The 21,151-nt window shown below is 35.9% G+C and carries 18 protein-coding genes; 6 read left to right on the top strand and 12 right to left on the bottom strand.

Annotation, left to right across the window (positions count from 1 at the left end; genetic code table 11):
* Position 1: 1 nt before the first annotated feature.
* Positions 2–826: a S1 RNA-binding domain-containing protein gene (locus KYG33_RS05285; protein WP_180563894.1), complete on the bottom strand. Its 825-nt coding sequence runs from the start codon at positions 824–826 to the stop codon at positions 2–4.
* Between the two features lie 136 nt (positions 827–962).
* Between KYG33_RS05285 and KYG33_RS05290 the strand changes: the two genes are divergently transcribed.
* A complete protein-coding gene (locus KYG33_RS05290) occupies positions 963–1,409 on the top strand; it encodes a hypothetical protein (protein ID WP_219072802.1) in 447 nt (148 codons plus the stop codon).
* Positions 1,410–1,438: 29 nt separating this feature from the next.
* Here KYG33_RS05290 and KYG33_RS05295 read toward each other — a convergent pair whose 3' ends face one another.
* The 11 genes from KYG33_RS05295 to recQ form a co-directional block, all read right to left on the bottom strand.
* Positions 1,439–2,230 carry an SDR family NAD(P)-dependent oxidoreductase gene (locus KYG33_RS05295; protein WP_219072803.1) on the bottom strand — a complete coding sequence of 264 codons (792 nt, stop codon included), beginning with the start codon at positions 2,228–2,230 and terminating at the stop codon, positions 1,439–1,441.
* A 44-nt stretch (positions 2,231–2,274) separates the two neighbouring features.
* Positions 2,275–2,856 (bottom strand): TetR/AcrR family transcriptional regulator, encoded by a 582-nt coding sequence (locus KYG33_RS05300; protein ID WP_219072804.1) that lies wholly within the window; start codon positions 2,854–2,856, stop codon positions 2,275–2,277.
* A gap of 59 nt (positions 2,857–2,915) precedes the next feature.
* Positions 2,916–3,836: a helix-turn-helix domain-containing protein gene (locus KYG33_RS05305; RefSeq protein ID WP_077416825.1), complete on the bottom strand. Its 921-nt coding sequence runs from the start codon at positions 3,834–3,836 to the stop codon at positions 2,916–2,918.
* A 17-nt stretch (positions 3,837–3,853) separates the two neighbouring features.
* Positions 3,854–4,678 carry an SDR family NAD(P)-dependent oxidoreductase gene (locus KYG33_RS05310; RefSeq protein WP_180563896.1) on the bottom strand — a complete coding sequence of 275 codons (825 nt, stop codon included), beginning with the start codon at positions 4,676–4,678 and terminating at the stop codon, positions 3,854–3,856.
* Positions 4,679–4,808: 130 nt separating this feature from the next.
* The gene (locus tag KYG33_RS05315; protein WP_219072805.1) at positions 4,809–5,663 is read right to left on the bottom strand and encodes a DUF4476 domain-containing protein; all 855 of its coding nucleotides are present in this window, start codon (positions 5,661–5,663) and stop codon (positions 4,809–4,811) included.
* Positions 5,664–5,784: 121 nt separating this feature from the next.
* Positions 5,785–7,188 (bottom strand): dihydrolipoyl dehydrogenase, encoded by a 1,404-nt coding sequence (gene lpdA, locus KYG33_RS05320; protein ID WP_077416819.1) that lies wholly within the window; start codon positions 7,186–7,188, stop codon positions 5,785–5,787.
* A gap of 130 nt (positions 7,189–7,318) precedes the next feature.
* Positions 7,319–7,705 carry a cupin domain-containing protein gene (locus tag KYG33_RS05325; RefSeq protein WP_219072806.1) on the bottom strand — a complete coding sequence of 129 codons (387 nt, stop codon included), beginning with the start codon at positions 7,703–7,705 and terminating at the stop codon, positions 7,319–7,321.
* A gap of 50 nt (positions 7,706–7,755) precedes the next feature.
* The gene (locus KYG33_RS05330; RefSeq protein ID WP_077416817.1) at positions 7,756–8,100 is read right to left on the bottom strand and encodes a hypothetical protein; all 345 of its coding nucleotides are present in this window, start codon (positions 8,098–8,100) and stop codon (positions 7,756–7,758) included.
* Between the two features lie 66 nt (positions 8,101–8,166).
* The gene (locus KYG33_RS05335; protein WP_219072807.1) at positions 8,167–9,246 is read right to left on the bottom strand and encodes a glycosyltransferase; all 1,080 of its coding nucleotides are present in this window, start codon (positions 9,244–9,246) and stop codon (positions 8,167–8,169) included.
* Between the two features lie 94 nt (positions 9,247–9,340).
* A complete protein-coding gene (locus KYG33_RS05340; protein ID WP_219072808.1) occupies positions 9,341–9,790 on the bottom strand; it encodes a hypothetical protein in 450 nt (149 codons plus the stop codon).
* Between the two features lie 77 nt (positions 9,791–9,867).
* Positions 9,868–12,072 carry a DNA helicase RecQ gene (gene recQ, locus KYG33_RS05345; RefSeq protein ID WP_077416812.1) on the bottom strand — a complete coding sequence of 735 codons (2,205 nt, stop codon included), beginning with the start codon at positions 12,070–12,072 and terminating at the stop codon, positions 9,868–9,870.
* A 158-nt stretch (positions 12,073–12,230) separates the two neighbouring features.
* On the opposite strand from recQ, the gene KYG33_RS05350 reads away from it, so the two are divergent.
* From KYG33_RS05350 to KYG33_RS05370, 5 genes are all read left to right on the top strand, one after another.
* Entirely contained in the window at positions 12,231–13,190 is a 960-nt protein-coding gene (locus KYG33_RS05350) for an SIS domain-containing protein (RefSeq protein WP_077416810.1), read from the top strand.
* 134 nt (positions 13,191–13,324) lie between these two features.
* Positions 13,325–14,152, top strand: coding sequence for a twin-arginine translocase subunit TatC (gene tatC / locus KYG33_RS05355; protein ID WP_175627247.1), 828 nt, complete (start codon positions 13,325–13,327; stop codon positions 14,150–14,152).
* A gap of 229 nt (positions 14,153–14,381) precedes the next feature.
* On the top strand, positions 14,382–17,342 hold the full coding sequence (locus KYG33_RS05360) for a reprolysin-like metallopeptidase (RefSeq protein ID WP_219072809.1): 2,961 nt from the start codon (positions 14,382–14,384) through the stop codon (positions 17,340–17,342).
* A 136-nt stretch (positions 17,343–17,478) separates the two neighbouring features.
* Complete coding sequence (locus KYG33_RS05365) at positions 17,479–19,110, top strand: M1 family metallopeptidase (RefSeq protein WP_219072810.1); 1,632 nt, start codon at positions 17,479–17,481, stop codon at positions 19,108–19,110.
* Between the two features lie 132 nt (positions 19,111–19,242).
* Positions 19,243–21,099, top strand: coding sequence for a PDZ domain-containing protein (locus tag KYG33_RS05370; RefSeq protein ID WP_180563902.1), 1,857 nt, complete (start codon positions 19,243–19,245; stop codon positions 21,097–21,099).
* Positions 21,100–21,151: the final 52 nt, after the last annotated feature.

Below are 21,151 nucleotides of genomic sequence, written 5' to 3' on the forward strand. Positions count from 1 at the left end.
TTTATAATAATTTGATTTTGTCGTCCAGGATATCGATGATTTTATCTTTATAAAGTCCTCCGATCGCTTTTTTAAAGTTTTTCTTACTCATCTGAAATTCATTCTTGATCTCTTCAGGTGAGGATTTATCAGATACATACAGAAGTCCGTAATTTTCTTCCAGTCTGTTAATAATCTTCTGTTTGAACTCGTCAATATTTTCAAAACCGTCCGGCTGTAAGGAAATATCTATTTTCCCATCTTCACGAATCATTTTAATATAGCCTTTTTCTTCTGACAGTGGATAAAGTTTTTTGAAAACATCAGAAGCGTATATCAAACCTATGTACTGCTTGTTGATAACCACGTTCCAGCCCAGTTCACTTTCGTTCATCATAAGCAGATCTACTTTGTCTCCTTTCTGAAATGGCAGATCATCATACTGTGGGTTTCTCTTGAACTTTGTTGTCCCTGTAATCAGCTCCATATCTTCATCTACATAGATATAAACCAGATATCTTTTACCTTCTATAATTTTGGTTTTCTGCTGTTTGTAAGGGATAAATAAATCCTTAATGATTCCCCAATCCATAAAAGCTCCGCTAGGAAGACTCTGTACACAGCTCATTACCGCAAATTCACCTACTTCAGCCAATGGAATTTCGGTAGTCGCCTTTAATTTATCGTCATCCTGGTATACAAAAACTTCAACTTCATCACCTGTTTCTTTTTCATCCTGAATAAAGATTTTAGGCAGAAAAGCTTTTTCTCCGGATTCGTCCACGAGGATCCATCCTGAATTAATTTGTTCTGAAATTGTTAGAGTCTGAGTTTTTCCGAGTTGCATTGATGATAAAATTAGCTTACAAAGGTACGGAAATTTGAAGATGCCAACCTAGTCAATACCATTATAATCTTTGGATGATTCTTATTAACCTTTTATAAAGACCGTAAAACATGTACATTTGAATAAAAAACAAAATATGAAACAATATTTCATTCTGCCTTTGCTCTTTTCGGTTATCTTTTCAAAAGCTCAGCTACTGGAGAAAACAGCGGTAAATATTTCTTACCGATACACCGGAAGAAATGTTCTGCAGGCAGGATTAGAATATAGATTTGGAGACAGCTATGATGGTTCTATTATTCTGGGACCGTCTCTGCTTTATACCCATATTAATAACACAGATAAATTTATTCCGGAGATGAATATCAACTTTCTACGTGCCGGATTGCTGTTTGGAATATCCGGCAATCCCTATTCGTTAGAACCAAGAATAGGGATCTCATTATTTAATGCTATATTTCTGAATAGCGGATATGCTTTTCCTATTCACAGAGATAAATATTTTAAAGGAGTAACCTTTGGAATACAATTCAATATTGCTCCGAAACATTCTAAGTTTTACGATAATCTGAAAATAATGTAAAAGAGCAACTGAAGATATATTTTTATGGGTTATATTATCTTTAAAACTCCACTATCTGCTCTTAAGCTTGCTCCATTTACCGCAACAGAAAGAGGGCTGGAAAGGTAGACTGCCAGGCTTGCAATTTCTTCCGGATTAATAAATCTTTGTAAAAGAATATGTGGGTTGGCGGTCTGGATAATGATTTCTTTCATTTGATCCACAGTCAGATGTTGAGCTTCGGCTATTTGCTCCACAGTAGCAGCAACCCCATCGCTATAAGTAGGTCCACCTAAAATGGTATTAACTGTAACGGCACTTCCTTTTGTGAGTTTGGATAAACCATTACTTAATGCCGACATCGCAGCTTTTGTCATTCCGTAATGAATCATATTTTCAGGAACATTGACTCCTGATTCACTGCTGATAAAAATAATTCTGCCCGAGTTTTTTCGGATCATCCCTGGAAGCAGCTTTCTTGATAACCGCATCCCACTCATCACATTAATTTCAAAATAATGATACCAGTCTTCATCCTGCAATTCATAAAAATCACTGATTCCGAAAACGCCTACATTATTAATAAGAATATCAATATCCTCCAACTCCTCCAGTAGCTTGTTAAGATCTTCTTTTTTGACAAAATCTGCGGCAATTCCAGACACATCTGCATCTGGAAATTCCTCCTTGAGTTTTTTCTTCGCCCATTCCGTTTTCTCTTCACTTCTGCCATTGATAATTACGGACGCACCTTCTTCCAACAATTGTTTTGCTATTGAAAATCCTATTCCCTGTGTGGATCCGCTAATAAATGCTTTCTTTCCTTTTAGTTGTAAATTCATTGTTTTATTTTTGTAATGATCGTTAAAAAAATAGTTAAAAAAATTTAATGCAATACCTGCAATTGCAATTCAATCTGGGTTTTCAAAATCCTCCTGTCCGGGTACATTCTACGAAGAGAATTAATACCACACCAAAAAGTGATCAGGTACTTACCCAAAACCTCTGCCGGAAGTGTTGATTTCAGAGTTCCTTTATTTTGTTGTTGCTGAATAACCGAAGTATAGAATTTTTCTGTTTCCTTTAGTATCTCGGCAGCCTCTTCTTTCAAACTTTCCTCTACGAATGTCATTTCAACAAGTGTATTGGCAACAATACAGCCTTTCATATGCTCATTATAATCAGCATTAGCGACATTTAAAAAGAAACTTTTAATAAGTCCAATCGGATCTTCGCTTTTATTCAATCTTTGCTTGAAGTTTTCAAAGTCTTCTCTTCGCTGCTCCAGGCTTTTTTTAAACAGTTCTTTTTTGCCTCCTTTGAAAGAGTTATATAAACTTCCAGCTCCTGCTCCAGTTGCGACAGTCAAATCACTAAGCGAAGTTGCAGTAAAACCTTTTTCCCAGAATAATTTCTGAGCTTTTAGAATCAATTCTTTATCCTGATGGATATTGGGTCTTCCTTTCATTTATTTTTGTAATGATTGATACAAAAATATAAAAAAAGAAATTATCTGACTTATTTTTTTTAATTAAAAGATTTTCGGAACTCCAGTGGAGTTTGTTTTGTAGTTTTTTTGAATAATTTACTAAATGACTGAGGATATTCAAATCCGAGCTGATAAGCAATTTCTGTAACGGTTAAGTTGGAAGCAGTTAATAATTTCTTAGCTTTTTCAATTAAATGTTCATGGATATATTGTTGAGTATTCTGTCCTATTGTATTGCGCAGCAGATCTGTCATATAATCGGGCGAAAGGTGAAGTTCACCAGCAAGAAAATGCACTGTCGGCAGCCCTTGGGTAAGAGCTTGTTCGTTGTTAAAATAATCCTTCAAAATTTGCTCAAGTCTAGTGACAATATCATTATTCACTGATTTTCTGGTAAGAAACTGTCGGTTATAAAAACGATTGGAATAACTCAATAAAAGATCCAGGTGAGATACTACAACATCCTGACTGTAATGGTCTATATTATTCTTCAGTTCCTGTTGTAACTGTTTCAGTAAAGATGAAATTACAATATTTTCTTTTTCTGAAAGATGCAGTGCCTCTGCTATGGAATAAGAGAAAAAACCATATTGATCTATATTTTTCCCTAAAGAATATGGACGGATTAGCTCCGCCTTGAATACTAACATATATCCTTTAACAGGATTATTTTTTATTGATGTTACTGAAAATATCTGTCCTGGTTTTGTAAAAGTCATCATCCCTTCATCAAAATCATAATCTTTAAGACCATATTTAAAATTCCCGTTACTGCCTTTTTTAAGAACAATGCAATAAAAGTCATTAGTAAAATGATTCCATATATCGCTATGCTGATAGCTTAATGATTCAAAATCAATTACACTTATCAAAGGATGATCCGGCTGAGGAAGAGCAAACAAACGATGCAGTTCTGAAATAGATCTTATCACATAAGGTCCTGAATAAGGTTTTTTCATTTATTCAAATTTACACATTATTTAAAATCCGTAGAAAAGGAAAGATGTTTCCATTGCTCTAGTTCTTCAGTTTCATTTTTTCTATGTTCAAGAATTGATTCATAACTATCCTTTCCTAAAATCAGATGTAAGGGCGGATTGCTTAAAGTACTAATATTATAAAGTATTTGAGCAAGTTTCACGGGATCACCAGGCTGATAACCATGGAAGCTTTGAAGCATGTCAATATGCTTGTCCAAGTGATAATCCTCAATCCTATTTTCTGCAGCCGTCAAAGTTGCCTCACTCATAAAACCTGTACGGAACATTCCGGGAGCCACTACTGTCACATTCACCCCGAAAACTTTGACTTCTTGTGCAAGAGCTTCTGAAAGTCCTATGACAGCAAATTTTGAAGCATTATAACTGCCTGTATTGGCATAACCAACATATCCCATATTGGAAGAAATATTGATAATATGTCCTGATCTCTGTTTTCTTAGAAATGGCATAGTGTGTCTAATAACATTAACCATCCCAAACAGGTTTACATCCATTGTTTTGCGGAATTCTTCATCCTTTATTTCTTCTACACTGCCTGCTAAATAATAGCCTGCATTATTAAGAACCACATCAATGCCACCAAAATGCTGAATACCTTTTTTAATAGCATTTTTTACATCCTCATCATTCGTAATATCAACCTGTAAAGAGAGTAAATTTTCTGTATCTCCATTATTTACATGTTGTATGTTCCGGGAAATGGCTATTACTTTATCTCCTTTATGTAAAACTTCTTTTACCGCTTCAAGTCCCATTCCTCTTGATGCTCCGGTTATAAACCACACTTTTTGCTTATTCATAATATATATCTTATTAATGATGCAAAGTTCGGATTTCGGAAAGATCAGGAAGTGTTCAAATCACCGTTTATTGTATTCAAAAGCAGGATATAAATTATTCTAGAGAGAGAGAAAGATAAAAAAAGTCTTATTACAAATTTGAAATATAATCCATCAGCTCCCGCTTACTGCTTTCAAAATCAAAAGCATCATACACCATAAAGTATCTGTTTTTATCAACGCAGTTGCGATACATAGATTTAGCGAGTGCTAATTTTTTATTATCAAAACTGATAGCTTTTACCAGATCTCTTATTTGTGCGGAAGTAAACATTGAAGTGCGCATCTGCTGATTGATCATAGCTATTTTACCATCATCAAACTTCTCATTCCTCATCATCATATCAAAAAACTGGCGGAAAGAATTATTATCCATTACATTACCTTGATTATATCCATCTCCGGACTGGTTTCCGTAAGGATTGTTCCATACATCATTCCAGTCATTGAAGCCATATTGGCCCTGAACAGGATAAGAATCCAGTAGATATAACCCTTCATTGGTAAAAAAATCCAGCACCATTCTGTTATTATTGCGAAGCATAAGCGTGGTTCTGTAAATCAGAAAACCATTTTCGTAGATAGAAACAGGCATTCTTCCTGACGACAAATCAAAGAACCTGTATTTCCCGGAACCATTGGCTATCATCTGATCTCCAATTTCAACAGTGAAAAAGCCTTGCTCAGGAATTCTCAGAAAAACTTCCGCATAGCCATAGTTCCTGTTCCACTGATAATTTGGATGGGTATTTCTATTTCTCTGAGGAATCGTATTATTTCCAGGTCTCATCCCATCAGAAGTTTTATTTCTTTCATTTAAACTTTTGGGAGATCTCATTTCTGAGGTAGAAGCTTCATTCTTTAATAACTCTCCAACCTGACCTGCTTCCTGGGCAAAAGAGCTGATCCCCGCTAAAAGCATCCCACTGATAAAAATCTTTTTCATACTTGAAATTTCAAAAATCAATCTCCATTTTCATGCCAAAGGCCACATAAAAAAGGCTGTCTCAAAAAGAAACAGCCTTTAATTTTTAAATATTTAAATGATTAAATTTTTTAATCAATTATTACATATGAATTGGTCTTTTCCCTGTAGCATCCAATGCAGCTTCCTTAATAGCTTCTGCATAAGTTGGGTGAGCATGAGAACTTCTTGCAATATCTTCAGCACTTGCACGGAATTCCATAGCAATTACTCCTTCAGCAATAAGGTCAGCAGCTCTGGCTCCGATGATGTGCATTCCTAAAACCTCATCTGTTTTTTCGTCTGCAATAATCTTAACAAGACCATCAACATCACCACTTGCACGGCTTCTACCTAATGCTCTCATTGGGAAAGAACCTACTTTGTAAGCTACTCCTTCTTCTTTCAGCTGCTCTTCAGTTTTACCAACTCCTGCAACTTCCGGCCATGTATAAACAACACCAGGAATCAGGTTATAGTTGATGTGAGGTTTTTGTCCTGCTAATGTTTCAGCAACAAAAACTCCTTCTTCTTCAGCTTTGTGAGCCAACATAGCCCCTTTGATAACGTCACCAATAGCATAGATATTCGCAACATTCGTTTGTAGGTGGTCGTTTACTTTTACTCTTCCTCTTTCGTCAAGTTCTACCCCTGCTTTCTCAAGGCCAAGCCCATCTGTGTAAGGTTTTCTTCCTACAGAAACCAAGCAGTAATCTCCTTCTACTACTACTTCTTCTCCTTTTTTATCTTTAGCTGTGATTTTTACAGTATCTCCGTTTCTTTCAACCGCAGAAACCGCAGTAGAAAGCATAAACTTCATTCCTTGTTTTTTAAGAACTTTAGTCAATTCTTTGCTTAAAGCTCCATCCATTCCAGGGATGATTTTATCCATAAATTCTACAACAGTTACCTGAGCTCCTAATCTTAGGTATACAGAACCTAGTTCCAGGCCGATAACACCACCTCCGATTACTACTAAATGCTTAGGAATTTCTTTAAGGTTTAAAGCTTCCGTAGAAGTAATCACTCTTTCTTTATCTAAAGAGATGAAAGGCAATGCAGATGGTTTAGAACCTGTTGCAATGATTGTATATTTAGATTCGATAGTTTCAGAAGAACCGTCGTTTTTTGTAACTTTAATCTGAGTAGCAGATTCGAAGCTTCCCACACCTTCAAAAACAGTAATTTTGTTTTTGTTCATCAGGTAGCTGATTCCATCTGTATTCTGCTTGATCACTTCATTTTTACGTTCGATCATTCTTGTAATATCCGCTTGCGGCTCATTGATGATGATTCCGTGACCTGCAAAATTGTGTTTTGCATTTTCGAAATGCTCAGAGCTGTCAAGAAGCGCTTTTGACGGAATACATCCAACATTAAGACAAGTTCCGCCTAAAGTTGAATATTTTTCAATAATTGCTGTTTTGAAACCTAACTGTGCTGCACGGATAGCAGCAACATAACCACCGGGACCAGAACCTATTACGGTAACATCGAATTGACTCATGTTATTTTATGAATTTGTTTATTATTATCTATCTTAATTCTCACAAATTTACATATAAATTACTAAGCACCAAAGTGAGTTTTATCAATTTTAAAAATGATAATTATATGTTTTTGTTTTATGAAAAATGTTATTTTATGAATTTTATATTTTCCTCATTCCCCTCTTTCAAATAAATTGCTGTAAAGATGAGTGGTTTCTCTGCTGATGCATTATCAAAATGGAGAATCGTAGTATTTTTAGGTTCATAGAAAGCATCACCTTCCCGAAGAAGAACGCTTTTCTGTCCTTCTATCTGAAAAATAGCTTCTCCGGACTTTATGATTCCTACTACCGGACATTGATGCACATGTTTGGGAGCGGCCAGTCCTGCAGCCATTGTTATTTCCTGAATTTCTGCTGATTTAACACTCTGATCAAGAGCAGTTTTTAATAATTCTTTTCTGGAGATGGTCTTCTGCTGAGCCATCATTACAACAGAATTCAGCATCAAAACAGCAATTATAAATGGTTTCATTGATTTGGTATTTAATTCTACTGTTTGTTTTTATTAAATCAGCTAAAATATCACACATCCAACTTTCCTTGTCCAAATGTACCTGTACTTTCAAAAAATGAACCTCCATATACATACCATTCAAGGCTTTCCAGATACTCTACTGCATTTTCCGGGGTTATCTGTGAACGATCTTTTTTAGAAACAATTCCTTTGTACCATCTTCCCGACTTGGAAAAACTTTCATTTTCAACAAAATAATGAATCCATATTCTTTGACACAGTTTGCATTGTTGAATGGAAACTTCTCCATATCTTCCGTTCGTATGGTCTATACCTAATTCGGAACTTCTAAATTCTGTATAATTGAAGTCAGGTTTTTCACAAGCGCATCCTATTTTTGGGATTTTATTCATTACGATCTATTTTATCACCCCAAATCTAAGAAAATAAAACCCCATAAGACAAATAGTCCGGCAATACTACTTCATTAAATCCAGCAATACCCTTTCGTATTTATCCAAAATAATATTCTTTGAAAACCTTGATTTAATAGAGTTTCTTATTGCATCTTTATTATAATTGTTCTGCAATACTTTTACAATCTGTTGTGCAAAACCATCATAGTTTTCAATATTGGCAACTTCACCGTTTACATTATGCTGAATAATTTCATTGATTCCTCCGGGGCAGTTGTTGGCTAGAGAATAAGTTCCGCAGGCTCCCGCTTCCAGAAGTACATTGGGAAAACCTTCATACCTTGAAGAAAGTACAAATAAATCTGCATATTTCAGATATTGGTAGGGATTATCCTGTCTGCCGTGAAAAATTATTTTTTTTAATCCTAAGAGTTCTTTGGTCTGATATAAGATCTCCTTATCTTTTCCATCACCCAGAATATGAAGCATAATATTTTCATTCTTCAGTCTGGAAAAAACCTTCAACAGGTTATCAAATCCTTTTCTGGATGATAAGTTGCCAATGGCCACTACGTTTTTATAGTTGTATTTGAAGCATTCTGGTTTTAAAGAGAGTGCCATTTTATCTTCAATAAAATCAAAGTCTACAGGATTATTGATCTTGACAATTTTTTTCTTTTTAATATTAAAATTATCAACAAGATCCTTCATCATATCATCACTCTGCGCAATGATTCTCTGATAGTTATTGTAAAAATTATAGAAAAACTTAATCTCTTTACGGGTTACATGCTGGGTAACGACATTGGTTTCCCGGGCAATGAATTTGGTTCTTGGAAAGAGTTTGATGAATAAGGATAAGTAAGCATTTACCTCTCCGAAACCTGAAAAAACAATATCTGGTTTTCTTCGGTAGATTTCACCTAAAATAGGCTTTAAAGAATGTCTTATTCTTTCGGTATTGATATCGATAATTTCGACGTCTTTTTTCAGAAAATTCAAATATCCGCCTTGTTTACGTAACAGCAAAATCTTGGGTTCAAACCGATCTCTGGAAAGATGATTCGCAATAGTAGTAACAATTCTTTCTGCTCCCCCGGTTTCTAAGTCCGGCAGAATAAATATGACAGATATCTTTTTCATCAGTGTAAAGTTAGTAAAAAGTTTGGTTATCTTTCAAATATTCCTTTCTTACACTAAAGAACAAAAGTAAGCAAAGTATAAAATTATTGTTACCTTAGAAATAGTTTTCAAAGAAAAACCCTGACCCTGGGATTGAGTCTAATTTAGATTGAATAACAGGATAACGAGAAACCCATCTATGCAGCTCCAAATTACTTTTTATACTATCATTAACAGGAATAGAAACATATAGTATATTATTATAAATATTATGTTTTAAATACAATACTAAAAACCTTTTACCTATATTTTTCTCAGCTTCAGAAAATGACAAATCTGTCGTAGATCGTCCTTTATAATTCTTATTCCCTACTTTAAACGAGTATAAAAAATAGAAACCAGTACCTCTTCCATATCCTTTAATGCTATTTATTTTGCCAATTGCATATTCTCCTTGATTCTTATAATTTTTTTTTAAGTTCTGTCTTAGTGAAAAATCAAAACAAATGATTGCTATTATTAGAAAAAATAAAATTACAGGATAATATTTTTTAAAAAAATCCATTTATCTCTATTTATAAACTTTTAAATACAATAAAAGCCCTTATAAACAGGGCTTTTATTGTGTTCTGATTTGTTCTTTTAGTTAGCTACATCGCTGATAAATTTAATCCTCAGCATTCTCACTTCTTCATCGGACAGTTCATCCCCAAATTCATCCAGTAATACCTTCATGCTGTCACTTTCAGATTCGTTCATGAACTCCATGAAGCCGTCTACGATATCTTCATCAAAATTATCTTCGATATAATAGTCGATATTCAGCTTTGTTCCCTGATATACAATTCTTTCCATTTCTTTCAGGAGTTCATCCATAGAAAGGTTTTTGGCTCTTGCAATATCTTCAAGGTCAATCTTTTTATCAGTACTCTGGATAATGAAAACTTTATGGCTCGATTTATTGGCCACCTGTTTCAAAACCATATCCTGAGTACGTTCTATATTGTTGTCTTCTACATATGTTTTGATGTAATCAGCGAATTCTTTACCATACTTTTTAGCTTTTCCTTCGCCTACTCCATAGATTTTGGTAATTTCATCTACTGTAATCGGGTACTGAACGGTCATATCCTCTAAACTTGGATCCATAAATACAGTATATGGTGGAATTCCATGTTTTTTGGCAACTTTCTTTCTAAGTTCTTTCAACAGATTAAAAAGGTTCTGATCCATACCTCCGCTAGCCTGCTGCTGTACCTGATCGCTCTCAGCTTTTGCCTGGGTAAGGTCAAATTCTCTGTCTTCAGCGATTAAAAATACGTCTTTAGAAGTACCATTCAGGACCGTTTTTCCTTTTTCTGTAATTTTTAAAACACCGTAGGTTTCAATATCCTTTTGTAAACAATTCTGAACGGTTGCCTGTCTCAGGATTGTTTTCCAGTAATTATCTTTTTCTTCTTTTCCAAAGCCAAAATAAGAACTTTGCTCAAGTTTGTAAGATTTTGTCACTGCATTTTCTTTCCCCACGATAACGGAAATCAAATCTTTAGACTTGAATTTTTCTCCTGTATCATTAATGAGTTCCAACGTTTTTTTCAAGTCTGCAGTGGCATCCTTTACTTTTGGAGGATTGGATGAGTTGTCACACATATTGGCTCCGTCTCCTTTTACAGGATCGAAATTTTCTCCAAAATAATACAGGATATATTGTCTTCTGCTCATTGAAGTCTCAGCATAACCTACCACTTCATTTAAAAGTTGCAATCCGATTTCTCTTTCTGAAACGGGTTTTTGTGCCAGAAATTTTTCTAATTTCTCAATATCTTTAGGATCATAGAATGCCAGACAGTGGCCTTCACCTCCGTCTCTTCCTGCTCTTCCTGTTTCCTGGTAGTAGCTTTCCAATGATTTTGGAAAGTCGTAGTGGATCACAAAACGTACATCCGGCTTATCAATTCCCATCCCAAAGGCAATGGTAGCAACAATTACATCTACTTCTTCCATCAGGAATTTATCCTGATTGGCAACTCTCACTTTCTGGTCAAGACCTGCGTGGTAAGGAAGTGCATTGATTCCGTTTACCTGCAGAAGCTGGGCAAATTCTTCAACTTTTCTTCGGCTCAGGCAGTATACAATTCCTGATTTCCCTTTATGCTGATTGATAAACCTAACGATTTCCTTGTCTATATTGATTTTAGGACATACCTCATAATATAGATTAGGACGGTTGAAACTTTCTTTGAACACCAATGCATTAGTCATTCCTAAAGTCTTCTGGATATCATCCTGAACCTTAGGAGTAGCAGTAGCCGTTAAAGCAATCACCGGTACATTGGCGATTCTGTCTATAATCTGTTTCAGATTCCGGTATTCTGGTCTGAAATCATGTCCCCACTCTGAAATACAGTGGGCTTCGTCGATAGCAAAGAAAGAAATTTTCACATCTTTCAAAAAATCCAGGTAATCATCTTTTATTAATGATTCAGGAGCTACATACAGAAGTTTGGTTTTGCCGCTTTTTATATCGTCAAAAACCTGCTTGGTCTGCGTTTTGTTTAATGAGGAATTTAATACATGCGCTACCCCATCCTCAGATGAAAGGCCGTTCACTGCATCTACCTGATTCTTCATTAACGCTATCAAGGGCGAAACGACGATTGCCGTACCTTCCGAAATAAGTGCCGGAAGCTGATAACATAATGATTTTCCACCACCCGTAGGCATTAAAACAAATATATCTTTCCCATTCAATAGGTTGTCTATAATTTGTTCCTGCTGGCCCTTAAATGTAGAAAACCCAAAATACTTTTTCAATTCGCCTGATAAATTGGCTTTTTTTGCGCTCATCTAATTTTCTATTGCTAAATTTGCATCACACCCAAAGTTATAAAAATTTCGCTTAAAATAAAAGCGAACGAATTTATAAAAAATAAAACTTATATTAAATATTCTTTTTAAAATATAACGTTTTTAAAGAACTTTTTTGTATACCTTATCATCATAAAATGGATAGAACCAACATTATATCAATTGCAAAAACCACTTTAGAAATAGAGATTTCTGAACTCGAAAAATTAAAAAACAGAATAGATGACCAATTTGCGCAGGCAGTAGAAATCATCAACCTGGCAAAAGGAAAGCTTATTGTGGTAGGAATTGGAAAATCGGCCCATGTAGGAAATAAAATTGTAGCGACCTTAAATTCAACGGGAACACCTTCACAGTTCTTGCATGCTTCAGAAGCTATCCATGGAGATCTGGGAGTAATTCAGAAACAGGATGTTGTTTTGTGCATCTCAAATTCCGGAAATTCTCCTGAAATCGCCAACCTGGTTCCTTATTTAAAAGACTATTCTTCCGCTTTGATCGGGATGACGGGAAATAAAAAGAGTAAACTGGCTGAGTTTTCTGAAGTTATTTTAGATACTCACGTTGACGTTGAAGCCTGTCCGAATAAACTGGCACCTACCAGCTCTACTACAATTCAGATGGCTTTGGGAGATGCTTTGGCTGTTGCTTTAATGGAGCTGAATGATTTCAAAGCTAATGATTTCGCCAAATTCCATCCTGGAGGAAGCTTAGGAAAAAACCTGACTTCTAAAGTAGAACAGTTTCTTTCTTCTCAAAAACCTCAGGTTACTGAAGATTCATCAATAAGAGATGTCATTATCTCAATCAGTGCATCAAGCCACGGAATTACAGTGGTAACTCAATCGGATCAGATCATTGGTGTGATCACAGACGGAGATTTGAGAAGGATGCTGATGAAAGAAGAAGATATCAGTAAGGTATCGGCTAAAGATATTATGTCTTCCCATCCAAGAACTATTGAGAAAGATGCGTTGGCCAAAGAAGCTATGAAAACGCTGAAAGAAAATAATATCGGCCAGCTTATTGTAACGGAAAACGGAAAGTATTTCGGGATTATAGATCTGCATAAACTGCTGGACGAGGGGATTAATTAGAAAATATAATCCAAAGTTTAGAGATTAATACATGAAAGGTGATTTGCAGATCAAGAGTAAAATTTAACTAATAATCTACAGACGCTTACTTCTGTCATTTTTTTTATAAATTTGCGCTTTAAAAATTGTATTCTGTGAGTGATGGTAAAGACATGTCCTTTCTTGGGCATATAGGAGAATTAAGAGGGCATCTGATCCGTTCGATTATTGCTATCATAATTGCTGCTTTTGTGGTTGGCTTTAATATCAACTGGATTATGGACCATATCTTTTTTGGGCCTACCAGAAATGATTTCCCAACCTTCAGAGTTGTTAATCATTTTTCAAGAATGATTTTAGGAGAAGACAGTATTCATCTTCCAAAAGAGTTTCCCGTTCGTGTACAGAGATTGTATCAGCAGTTCAATGTAATGATGGCTGTTTCTGTTTTTGGAGGAATGGTAGCAGCATTTCCTTATATTGTATGGGAATTATGGCGTTTTATTGGTCCTGCTTTACATCCGAGAGAGAGAAAAAATTCTATTTATATTATTAATGCGGTATGGATTCTTTTCATGACCGGAGTATTATGTGGTTATTTTCTAATCCTTCCGTTTGCGGTTAATTTTGGGGTTATTTTTAAAATTTCAGACATTATCGTTCCGCTTTATGACTTAAGTGATTATACCACCTTATTTTTACAGGTAGTTTTAGGGATGGGTGTTATTTTTCTTTTCCCGATTCTGATCTATTTCCTTACCAGCATCGGAATTCTAACTCCAACATTTATGAAAACATATCGTCGTCACGCTATTGTTTTGATTATGGTAGTTGCTGCAATCATTACTCCGGCAGACGTTTTAAGTATGCTGATGGCTGCATTCCCACTGCTTATTTTGTATGAATTCAGTATTATGATGTGTACATTCACGTATAAGAAGGTACAGAAAAGCAACGTAAATCTTCCGGCAGTACAGAAATAACCAGTATTTTTTTACTAATAAAATTCTAAGCGCTACTATTCACCCGAATGGTAGCGCTTATTTTATATAAAAAAATTAACCTTAATTATATTTATTCTTAATTTAATTTAAAACAATGATAAAATTTAATTAATAATATAAAGTTGGGAACAATTAACACCGTATTGCTAATATATTTTTTAATAAAATACACTATCTTTAAAAAAATCAATTACAACCAATAAAAAATATGAAAAGGAAAATTATTTTTGTGTGTGCACTAGCTTTAAGTCTAAGCGGTTTAAAGGCACAACGCTGGGAACCGGTCTCGGAAAAAATCACACCGGTAAGAAAAGAAGTTAAGGTAGAATATGCCTATAAGTTTGATCTTTCTGCATTGAGAGAGCAACTGAAGAATACTCCTGAAGCAGGAAAAGGAGGAAGCCCGGTTATTGTTTCTATTCCAACAGCAGACGGAAGAATTGAAAAATTTTCAGTGTACAGCTCGCCTGTAGTAGAAAAATCTATGGCAGACAGATACGAATTGGGAGCATATTCCGGTATCGGACTGGATAATCCACATAAACAAATCCGGTTCAGTACTGCACCAAACGATTTCCAATCTATGACATTCGACTCTAATACTGGGAAATACGAATTTATAGAGCCCATCAACAAAGAAAGGGATGTATTTGGAGTCTTTTTTAAATCTAATAAATCCCAGGAAGATCCTTTTGAATGTAAAACTTCTGAGCCTGAGAAGGCAAAGAAAGAAATGAATAAGCTTCTTAAAACAAAAAATGTCTTAAACGGGCTCGGTAATGTTAATAAAAGTAATGAACAAAAATACAGAACCTATAGAATCGCAATCTCCGTAAATGGTGAATACACTCAGCTTGCCGGAGGTGTGCCTGCAGCCGCAGCCCGTATTAATGCTACAATGAACCGTGTAAATGGTGTTTTTGAAAAAGATTTTGGAATCCATATGATTGTACAGGATCTTCCACAGCTTATATTCGCAGATCCTGCGACGGATCCTTACTCTAATGTAATAGTAAATCCAAATGGCAGCTACAGTGCTCCCGGCGCATGGAATCTACAACTTCAGCAAACTCTTTCCAATACTGCTGGTGTAGGTAATAATGCCTATGATATAGGACATTTTTTTGGCCACAGAGGTGGTGGTGGAAGTGCCGGAGATGTAGGAAATGTCTGCAGAAATCCTGCCAGCAACAATGATGCTACTTCTAAAGGTGCAGGAATCACGTCACCATCTACTCCGGATCAGCCTTTCGGAGATAATTATGATATAGATTTTGTAGCTCATGAAATCGGTCACCAGTTCGGTGCAGCACACACAATGTCTATTGCTTTGCACGGTGCCCACATGGAGCCGGGATCGGGATCTACTATTATGGGATACGCCGGTATTACCAACTATAATGTTCAGATGCATTCTGATGCTTATTTTCATACCAAAAATATTGAAGAAGTAGGAGCATATGTGAATGCTCAGGATTGTGGTATTATTACAGCAGTAGCCAATACACCTCCTTCTATACAGCCATTGGCTAATAAAATGATCCCTAAAGGAACTGCTTTTGTACTGACAGCTTCTGCTGCAGATACACAAAATGATCCAATGACTTACACATGGGAACAATATGATCTGGCTACTTCTACTTTTGGACCAGTAAGTGCAACCAGAAATAATGGTGCGAACTTCAGATCTCTAATGCCTACAAACTCCCCTACCCGTTATTTCCCTAAATTGGCAAATGTTCTTAATGGCACTCTTACCAGTGCTGTAGATTGGGAAACAGTATCCAACATACCAAGAACTATGAATTTCAAGGTAACGGTGAGAGATAATAATCCGGATGCTGCACAACAACAGACCCAAAGCAGCCTGATGAAAGTGGATATAGGCAATGAAGGTCCATTTAAAGTAACTTCAACTACGGTTTACAATAATACACCTGGAGCTGTTGCCTGGGATGTAGTGAACACTAATAATGCACCATATAATGTACAGAATGTTAAATTAGACTATACTACAGACAATGGAACTACATGGACGGTTATTACTCCTTCCACACCTAATGATGGAGCTGAGCCGTTTTCGTTCTCTTCTTTGGCAGCAGGTGCCAGCGTAAAGATAAGAGTAAGCGCCATTGATAATGTATTCTACGCGGTTGGGAATGCCACAGTTTCTGCATCTGCAAGTGCCTGTGCAACATCTGCTCCGGTGGGGATTACGGTAACAGGCATTACAAGAACCTCAGCATCCGTAAACTGGACAGCCTTAGTAGGAGCAACTTATTCTGTAATGTACAGAAAAGTAGGAACGGCAACATGGACTACTGTTCCTGTTTCAACAAACTCTTATAACATTTCAGGTCTTACAGAAGCAACTCAATATGAAGTACAGATAGCCAATGTTTGCGGATCTTCTGTTGGCTCTTATTCTGCATCAACGAATTTCACAACGACTTCATTTGCTAAATGTTCCATAACCGGAACAAATGCAGCTGATGAATATATTTCCAATGTGACGGTAACTCCTTCGGGAATGCCTCCTGTTTCAAATAGCAGTAATAATACACCGTATACAGACTACACTACGGATCCTACAAAACTAATCACCCTGATGTCCGGATCTTCAGGTAACAATGTAAGTATTACCAAAGCATGGACAGGTTCACAGTATAATGACGGGGTAACAGCGTGGATAGACTTCAACAAAGACGGAGTATTCTCTTCATCTGAAATAATCTACACCAGCGCACCTAGTATAGCAACTCCTGTTTCAGGAACATTCTCAGTACCTGCAGATGCTTATACCGGAGGAAATGTGATCATGAGAGTTGTATTGGGATATGAAAGCCAGCCAAACAGCGGATGCAGCAACCAGCAATATGGTGAAGTAGAGGATTATCCGGTACTTATCCAGCAGCAGCTTTCTACCAATGAGACAGTAAAAGATAAGAGTTCAATTCAGATCTACCCTAACCCGGCAAGTGATGTATTAAATGTAACTCAGATTTCATCTAAAGCTCAGTTTATCATTACTAATATGGCAGGTCAAAAAGTAATGAGCGGCCATATTAATGATAATAAAATCCAGGTTTCAAAATTAAGTACTGGAGCTTATATTATTTCAATTGAAGATAAGGGTACCACTACAAACCTGAAATTCATCAAAAAATAAAACCTAACAATTTTTTACTGCCCGGCATTGACCGGGCTTTTTTTATGCTTTTTCAAAATCTACATTTTATTGTATTTCCGGTATGTGCTATTAATTTAATTTTATACTTTTGAAAAGATTATTAATAAAAGTTTAAATGAAAAAGTTGTCATATACACTCTTATTTGCATCAGGACTGGTTTTCGGGCAGTTCTTTGAAAAGGGTAAGGTTTTCACCAAACAGGATACTTTAAAAGGCTCCAATACTGAGTTCAGAAATTTTTGGGATGTCAAAAAATATGATCTTTCCGTAGAACCGGATTTTGAGCAGAGAAGTATTAAAGGAAATAATATAATCAGCTTTGAGATTATAAAAGATATTACCAACCCTGTTTTCCAGATTGATCTTCAACAGCCTATGAAAGCTGATAAAGTGGAAGGAAATTTCCCTATTGAAAATTACAAGCAGGACGGGGATTTCATTTTGGTTACAGCGAATAAAAAATTCAAAAAAGGCGAAAAATATACTATCAATGTTATCTATTCCGGAAAACCTACCATTGCTAAAAACGCGCCATGGGACGGAGGCTGGGTTTTTACTAAGGATGAAAAAGGAAATCCATGGATGACTGCTGCTGACGAGGGAATAGGAGCTTCCATATGGCTTCCTACCAAAGATATCTGGAGCGATGAACCTGATAACGGAGTCATTATGAAAATTGTAACTCCTAATGATCTGGTAGGTGTAGGTAACGGCAGACTAACTGATAAAAAAACAACCGGCAGTAAAACTACTTATACCTGGGAGGTTAAAAACCCTATCAACGCCTACTCCATTATCCCGAGTATAGGAAAATATGTAAATTTTAAAGATGTATTTGAGGGTGAAAAAGGAAAACTGGACCTGGATTATTGGGTACTTGACTATAATCTAGACAAGGCAAAAAAACAATTTCAACAGGTAAAACCTATGCTCTCAGCGTTTGAATACTGGTTTGGTCCGTATCCGTTTTATGAAGATTCATACAAACTTGTAGAATCTCCTCATCTTGGTATGGAACATCAGAGTAATGTAGCCTATGGAAACAAATATCAGAACGGCTATCTTGGAAGAGATCTTTCAGGGACAGGAGTTGGATTAAAATGGGATTTCATTATTATTCATGAAAGCGGCCATGAATGGTTCGCCAATAATATTACAGCAAAAGACCAGGCTGATATGTGGATCCATGAAAGTTTCACCAATTATTCCGAGACTCTTTTCACGGAAAAATATATGGACAAAAAATCTTCTGAAATCTATGTTCAGGGGATAAGGAAATTGATAGACAATGATGTTCCTATTATTGGTCAGTACGGCGTAAGAAATGAAGGCAGTGGAGATATGTATCCGAAAGGAGCCAACATGATTCATACGATAAGACAGGTAATTAACAATGATGAAAAGTTCAGACAGATTCTGAGAGGACTGAATAAAGATTTTTATCATCAGACTGTTACCACCCAGCAGATTGAAAATTATATTTCATCAAAATCCGGCATTGATTTCTCAACTGTTTTTGATCAGTACCTGAGAACGATAAAAATACCAACTTTTGAGTACACTCAAAATGGTGATACTCTAAAGTTCCGTTATACAGATGTGGTAAAAAACCTGAAATTACCTATAATCATCAACGGTGATCAGACTATAAATCCTACGGAAGAATGGCAGATCGTAAAGCTTAAAAAGAATGATCCGGTTGAATTAAACCCCAACTATTATATCAATTATTACAATAATAAATAAAAGAAAAAGGCAGATTTGCAGACCAGCAGATTTGCCTTTTCGCTTTTACATTGAAATTTTAAGAAAAGTTTAATACTTCTTCCGTAACAAAATGATAAAAAGAACAACTATTTAACTATTAATGTAAACCTAATGAGAAAAACAGTACTTAGTCTCGGTATTTTTGCTTCTTTTTTAGCAAATGCTCAGTCTATAAAAACAACCATTGATCTAGTCAATGTAAAAGATGATAAAGTAGCCGTTACCATGGAGTTTCCGAAAATGAAATCAGGAGATGTTAAATTTCATTTCCCTAAAACGGTTCCGGGTACTTATTCTGTAGACGATTACGGAAGATTCATCGAAGGGATCAAATTTTACGATAATAAAGGAAAAGAACTTACTTTCACTAAAGTAAATGATAATACCTATTCATTGAAAAATGCGCAGGGTCTTTCCAAAATTTCTTATCTTGTGAATGACAGTTTTGATGATGAATTAGATGCATCAAAGCATAAAGCGGTATTTTCTCCGTCAGGAACAGATATTGAGGCAGGTAAAGTATATATGATCAATACCCACGGATTTATAGGATATATTGATAATATGCAGGATGTTCCTTATCAGCTGATCGTTCAGAAACCAACAGATTTCTACGGAACAACAGCATTGGTAGACCAGGACAAATCTGATGCTACAGATACCTATACCCTTGCGAACTATGCTAAGGTAACAGATTCTCCACTTATGTATACAAAACCGGATTATATTACCTTCAATGCAGGAGGAATGGATCTGGTGCTGGGAGTATATTCTCCAACAGGAAAATACAAAGCTGCTGATTTCAAAGAGAATCTGGAAAAAATGGTGGTTGCTCAGAAAAAATTCCTGGGTGATATGAATACCAATAAAAAGTATGCAATCATGCTTTATCTTTCCGGAGGTGACGGACCTAAAGTAAAAGGTTTCGGAGCACTGGAACACCATGAATCTACAAGTGTGGTTCTTCCTGAAGGAATGCCGAAAGATGCTATCGACAATACCATTACAGATGTGGTTTCTCACGAGTTTTTCCATACAGTAAATCCTCTGAAGACGCATTCTGAAGAGATTCACTATTTCGATTATGCAGATCCGAAGATGTCTCAGCACTTATGGATGTACGAAGGTGGAACAGAATATTTTGCCAACCTGTTTCAGATTCAGGAGGGTCTTATCAATAAAGATCAGTTCCTTCAAAGAATTGGTGAGAAGATTGCCAACTCCAAGAGTTACGATGATACGATGCCGTTTACGGTAATGAGTAAAAATGTATTGGTTGAACCTTACAAGGATCAGTACAGAAATGTTTATGAAAAAGGAGCTCTTCTTGCAATGTGTCTAGATATTGAGCTTAGAAAACTTTCCAACGGACAGATGGGATATCGTGATATGATCAGAAAACTGTCTCAAAGATTTGGAGAAAACAAACCTTTCAAAGATGATAAACTGATTGACGAGCTGGTAACGGTAACCGGATATCCTCAGGTAAAAGATTTCTACAATAAATATATTGCAGGAAACCAGCCCACTCCTTATGCAGAATATCTGAAAATGGTAGGTATAGACATTCAAAAGCAGGAAAGCCATCCTCTTTTCTGGTTTATCAAAGACCCGAACCAGACAGGTTTTGATGAAAAGAACAATGCTTTTGCTTTTGATGAAAACTCTGCTTTGTCTCCTTTTGCAAAAAGTATCGGATTTAAAATTACAGACCAGGTACTTGCTTTAGATGGAAAAACGGTAGACATCAAAAAAGTACAGGACTTTATTGGCTATACCAGAACCATCAAAGACGGGCAGGACGTTACAGTAACGATTCTAAGAGATAATGCCGGTAAGAAAGAGAAAATGACGTTGAAAGGAAAGGCTATTCTGGATAAGATGACAATGGAAACTCCTACCTTCAAGGCGAATCCAACTCCGGAAGAACTGAAATTACAAACACAGTGGCTCACTGGTAAAAAATAATAAGAAAAGCGGGGAAATTTTCCCCGCTTTTTATTTTTAAATCTGAATAAAT

This window comes from Chryseobacterium sp. D764, from assembly GCF_019317325.1.
Lineage (GTDB): Bacteria > Bacteroidota > Bacteroidia > Flavobacteriales > Weeksellaceae > Chryseobacterium.

Coding starts and splice junctions, on each gene's coding strand:
- KYG33_RS05325 (WP_219072806.1), bottom strand. CDS start 7,705: ATGAAACCATTTATAATTGCTGTTTTGATGCTGAATTCTGTTGTAATG.
- KYG33_RS05310 (WP_180563896.1), bottom strand. CDS start 4,678: ATGAATAAGCAAAAAGTGTGGTTTATAACCGGAGCATCAAGAGGAATG.
- KYG33_RS05350 (WP_077416810.1), top strand. CDS start 12,231: ATGGATAGAACCAACATTATATCAATTGCAAAAACCACTTTAGAAATA.
- KYG33_RS05315 (WP_219072805.1), bottom strand. CDS start 5,663: ATGAAAAAGATTTTTATCAGTGGGATGCTTTTAGCGGGGATCAGCTCT.
- KYG33_RS05295 (WP_219072803.1), bottom strand. CDS start 2,230: ATGAATTTACAACTAAAAGGAAAGAAAGCATTTATTAGCGGATCCACA.
- KYG33_RS05285 (WP_180563894.1), bottom strand. CDS start 826: ATGCAACTCGGAAAAACTCAGACTCTAACAATTTCAGAACAAATTAAT.
- KYG33_RS05365 (WP_219072810.1), top strand. CDS start 17,479: ATGAAAAAGTTGTCATATACACTCTTATTTGCATCAGGACTGGTTTTC.
- KYG33_RS05360 (WP_219072809.1), top strand. CDS start 14,382: ATGAAAAGGAAAATTATTTTTGTGTGTGCACTAGCTTTAAGTCTAAGC.
- recQ (WP_077416812.1), bottom strand. CDS start 12,072: ATGAGCGCAAAAAAAGCCAATTTATCAGGCGAATTGAAAAAGTATTTT.
- KYG33_RS05330 (WP_077416817.1), bottom strand. CDS start 8,100: ATGAATAAAATCCCAAAAATAGGATGCGCTTGTGAAAAACCTGACTTC.
- KYG33_RS05305 (WP_077416825.1), bottom strand. CDS start 3,836: ATGAAAAAACCTTATTCAGGACCTTATGTGATAAGATCTATTTCAGAA.
- KYG33_RS05370 (WP_180563902.1), top strand. CDS start 19,243: ATGAGAAAAACAGTACTTAGTCTCGGTATTTTTGCTTCTTTTTTAGCA.
- KYG33_RS05335 (WP_219072807.1), bottom strand. CDS start 9,246: ATGAAAAAGATATCTGTCATATTTATTCTGCCGGACTTAGAAACCGGG.
- lpdA (WP_077416819.1), bottom strand. CDS start 7,188: ATGAGTCAATTCGATGTTACCGTAATAGGTTCTGGTCCCGGTGGTTAT.
- KYG33_RS05340 (WP_219072808.1), bottom strand. CDS start 9,790: ATGGATTTTTTTAAAAAATATTATCCTGTAATTTTATTTTTTCTAATA.
- KYG33_RS05290 (WP_219072802.1), top strand. CDS start 963: ATGAAACAATATTTCATTCTGCCTTTGCTCTTTTCGGTTATCTTTTCA.
- KYG33_RS05300 (WP_219072804.1), bottom strand. CDS start 2,856: ATGAAAGGAAGACCCAATATCCATCAGGATAAAGAATTGATTCTAAAA.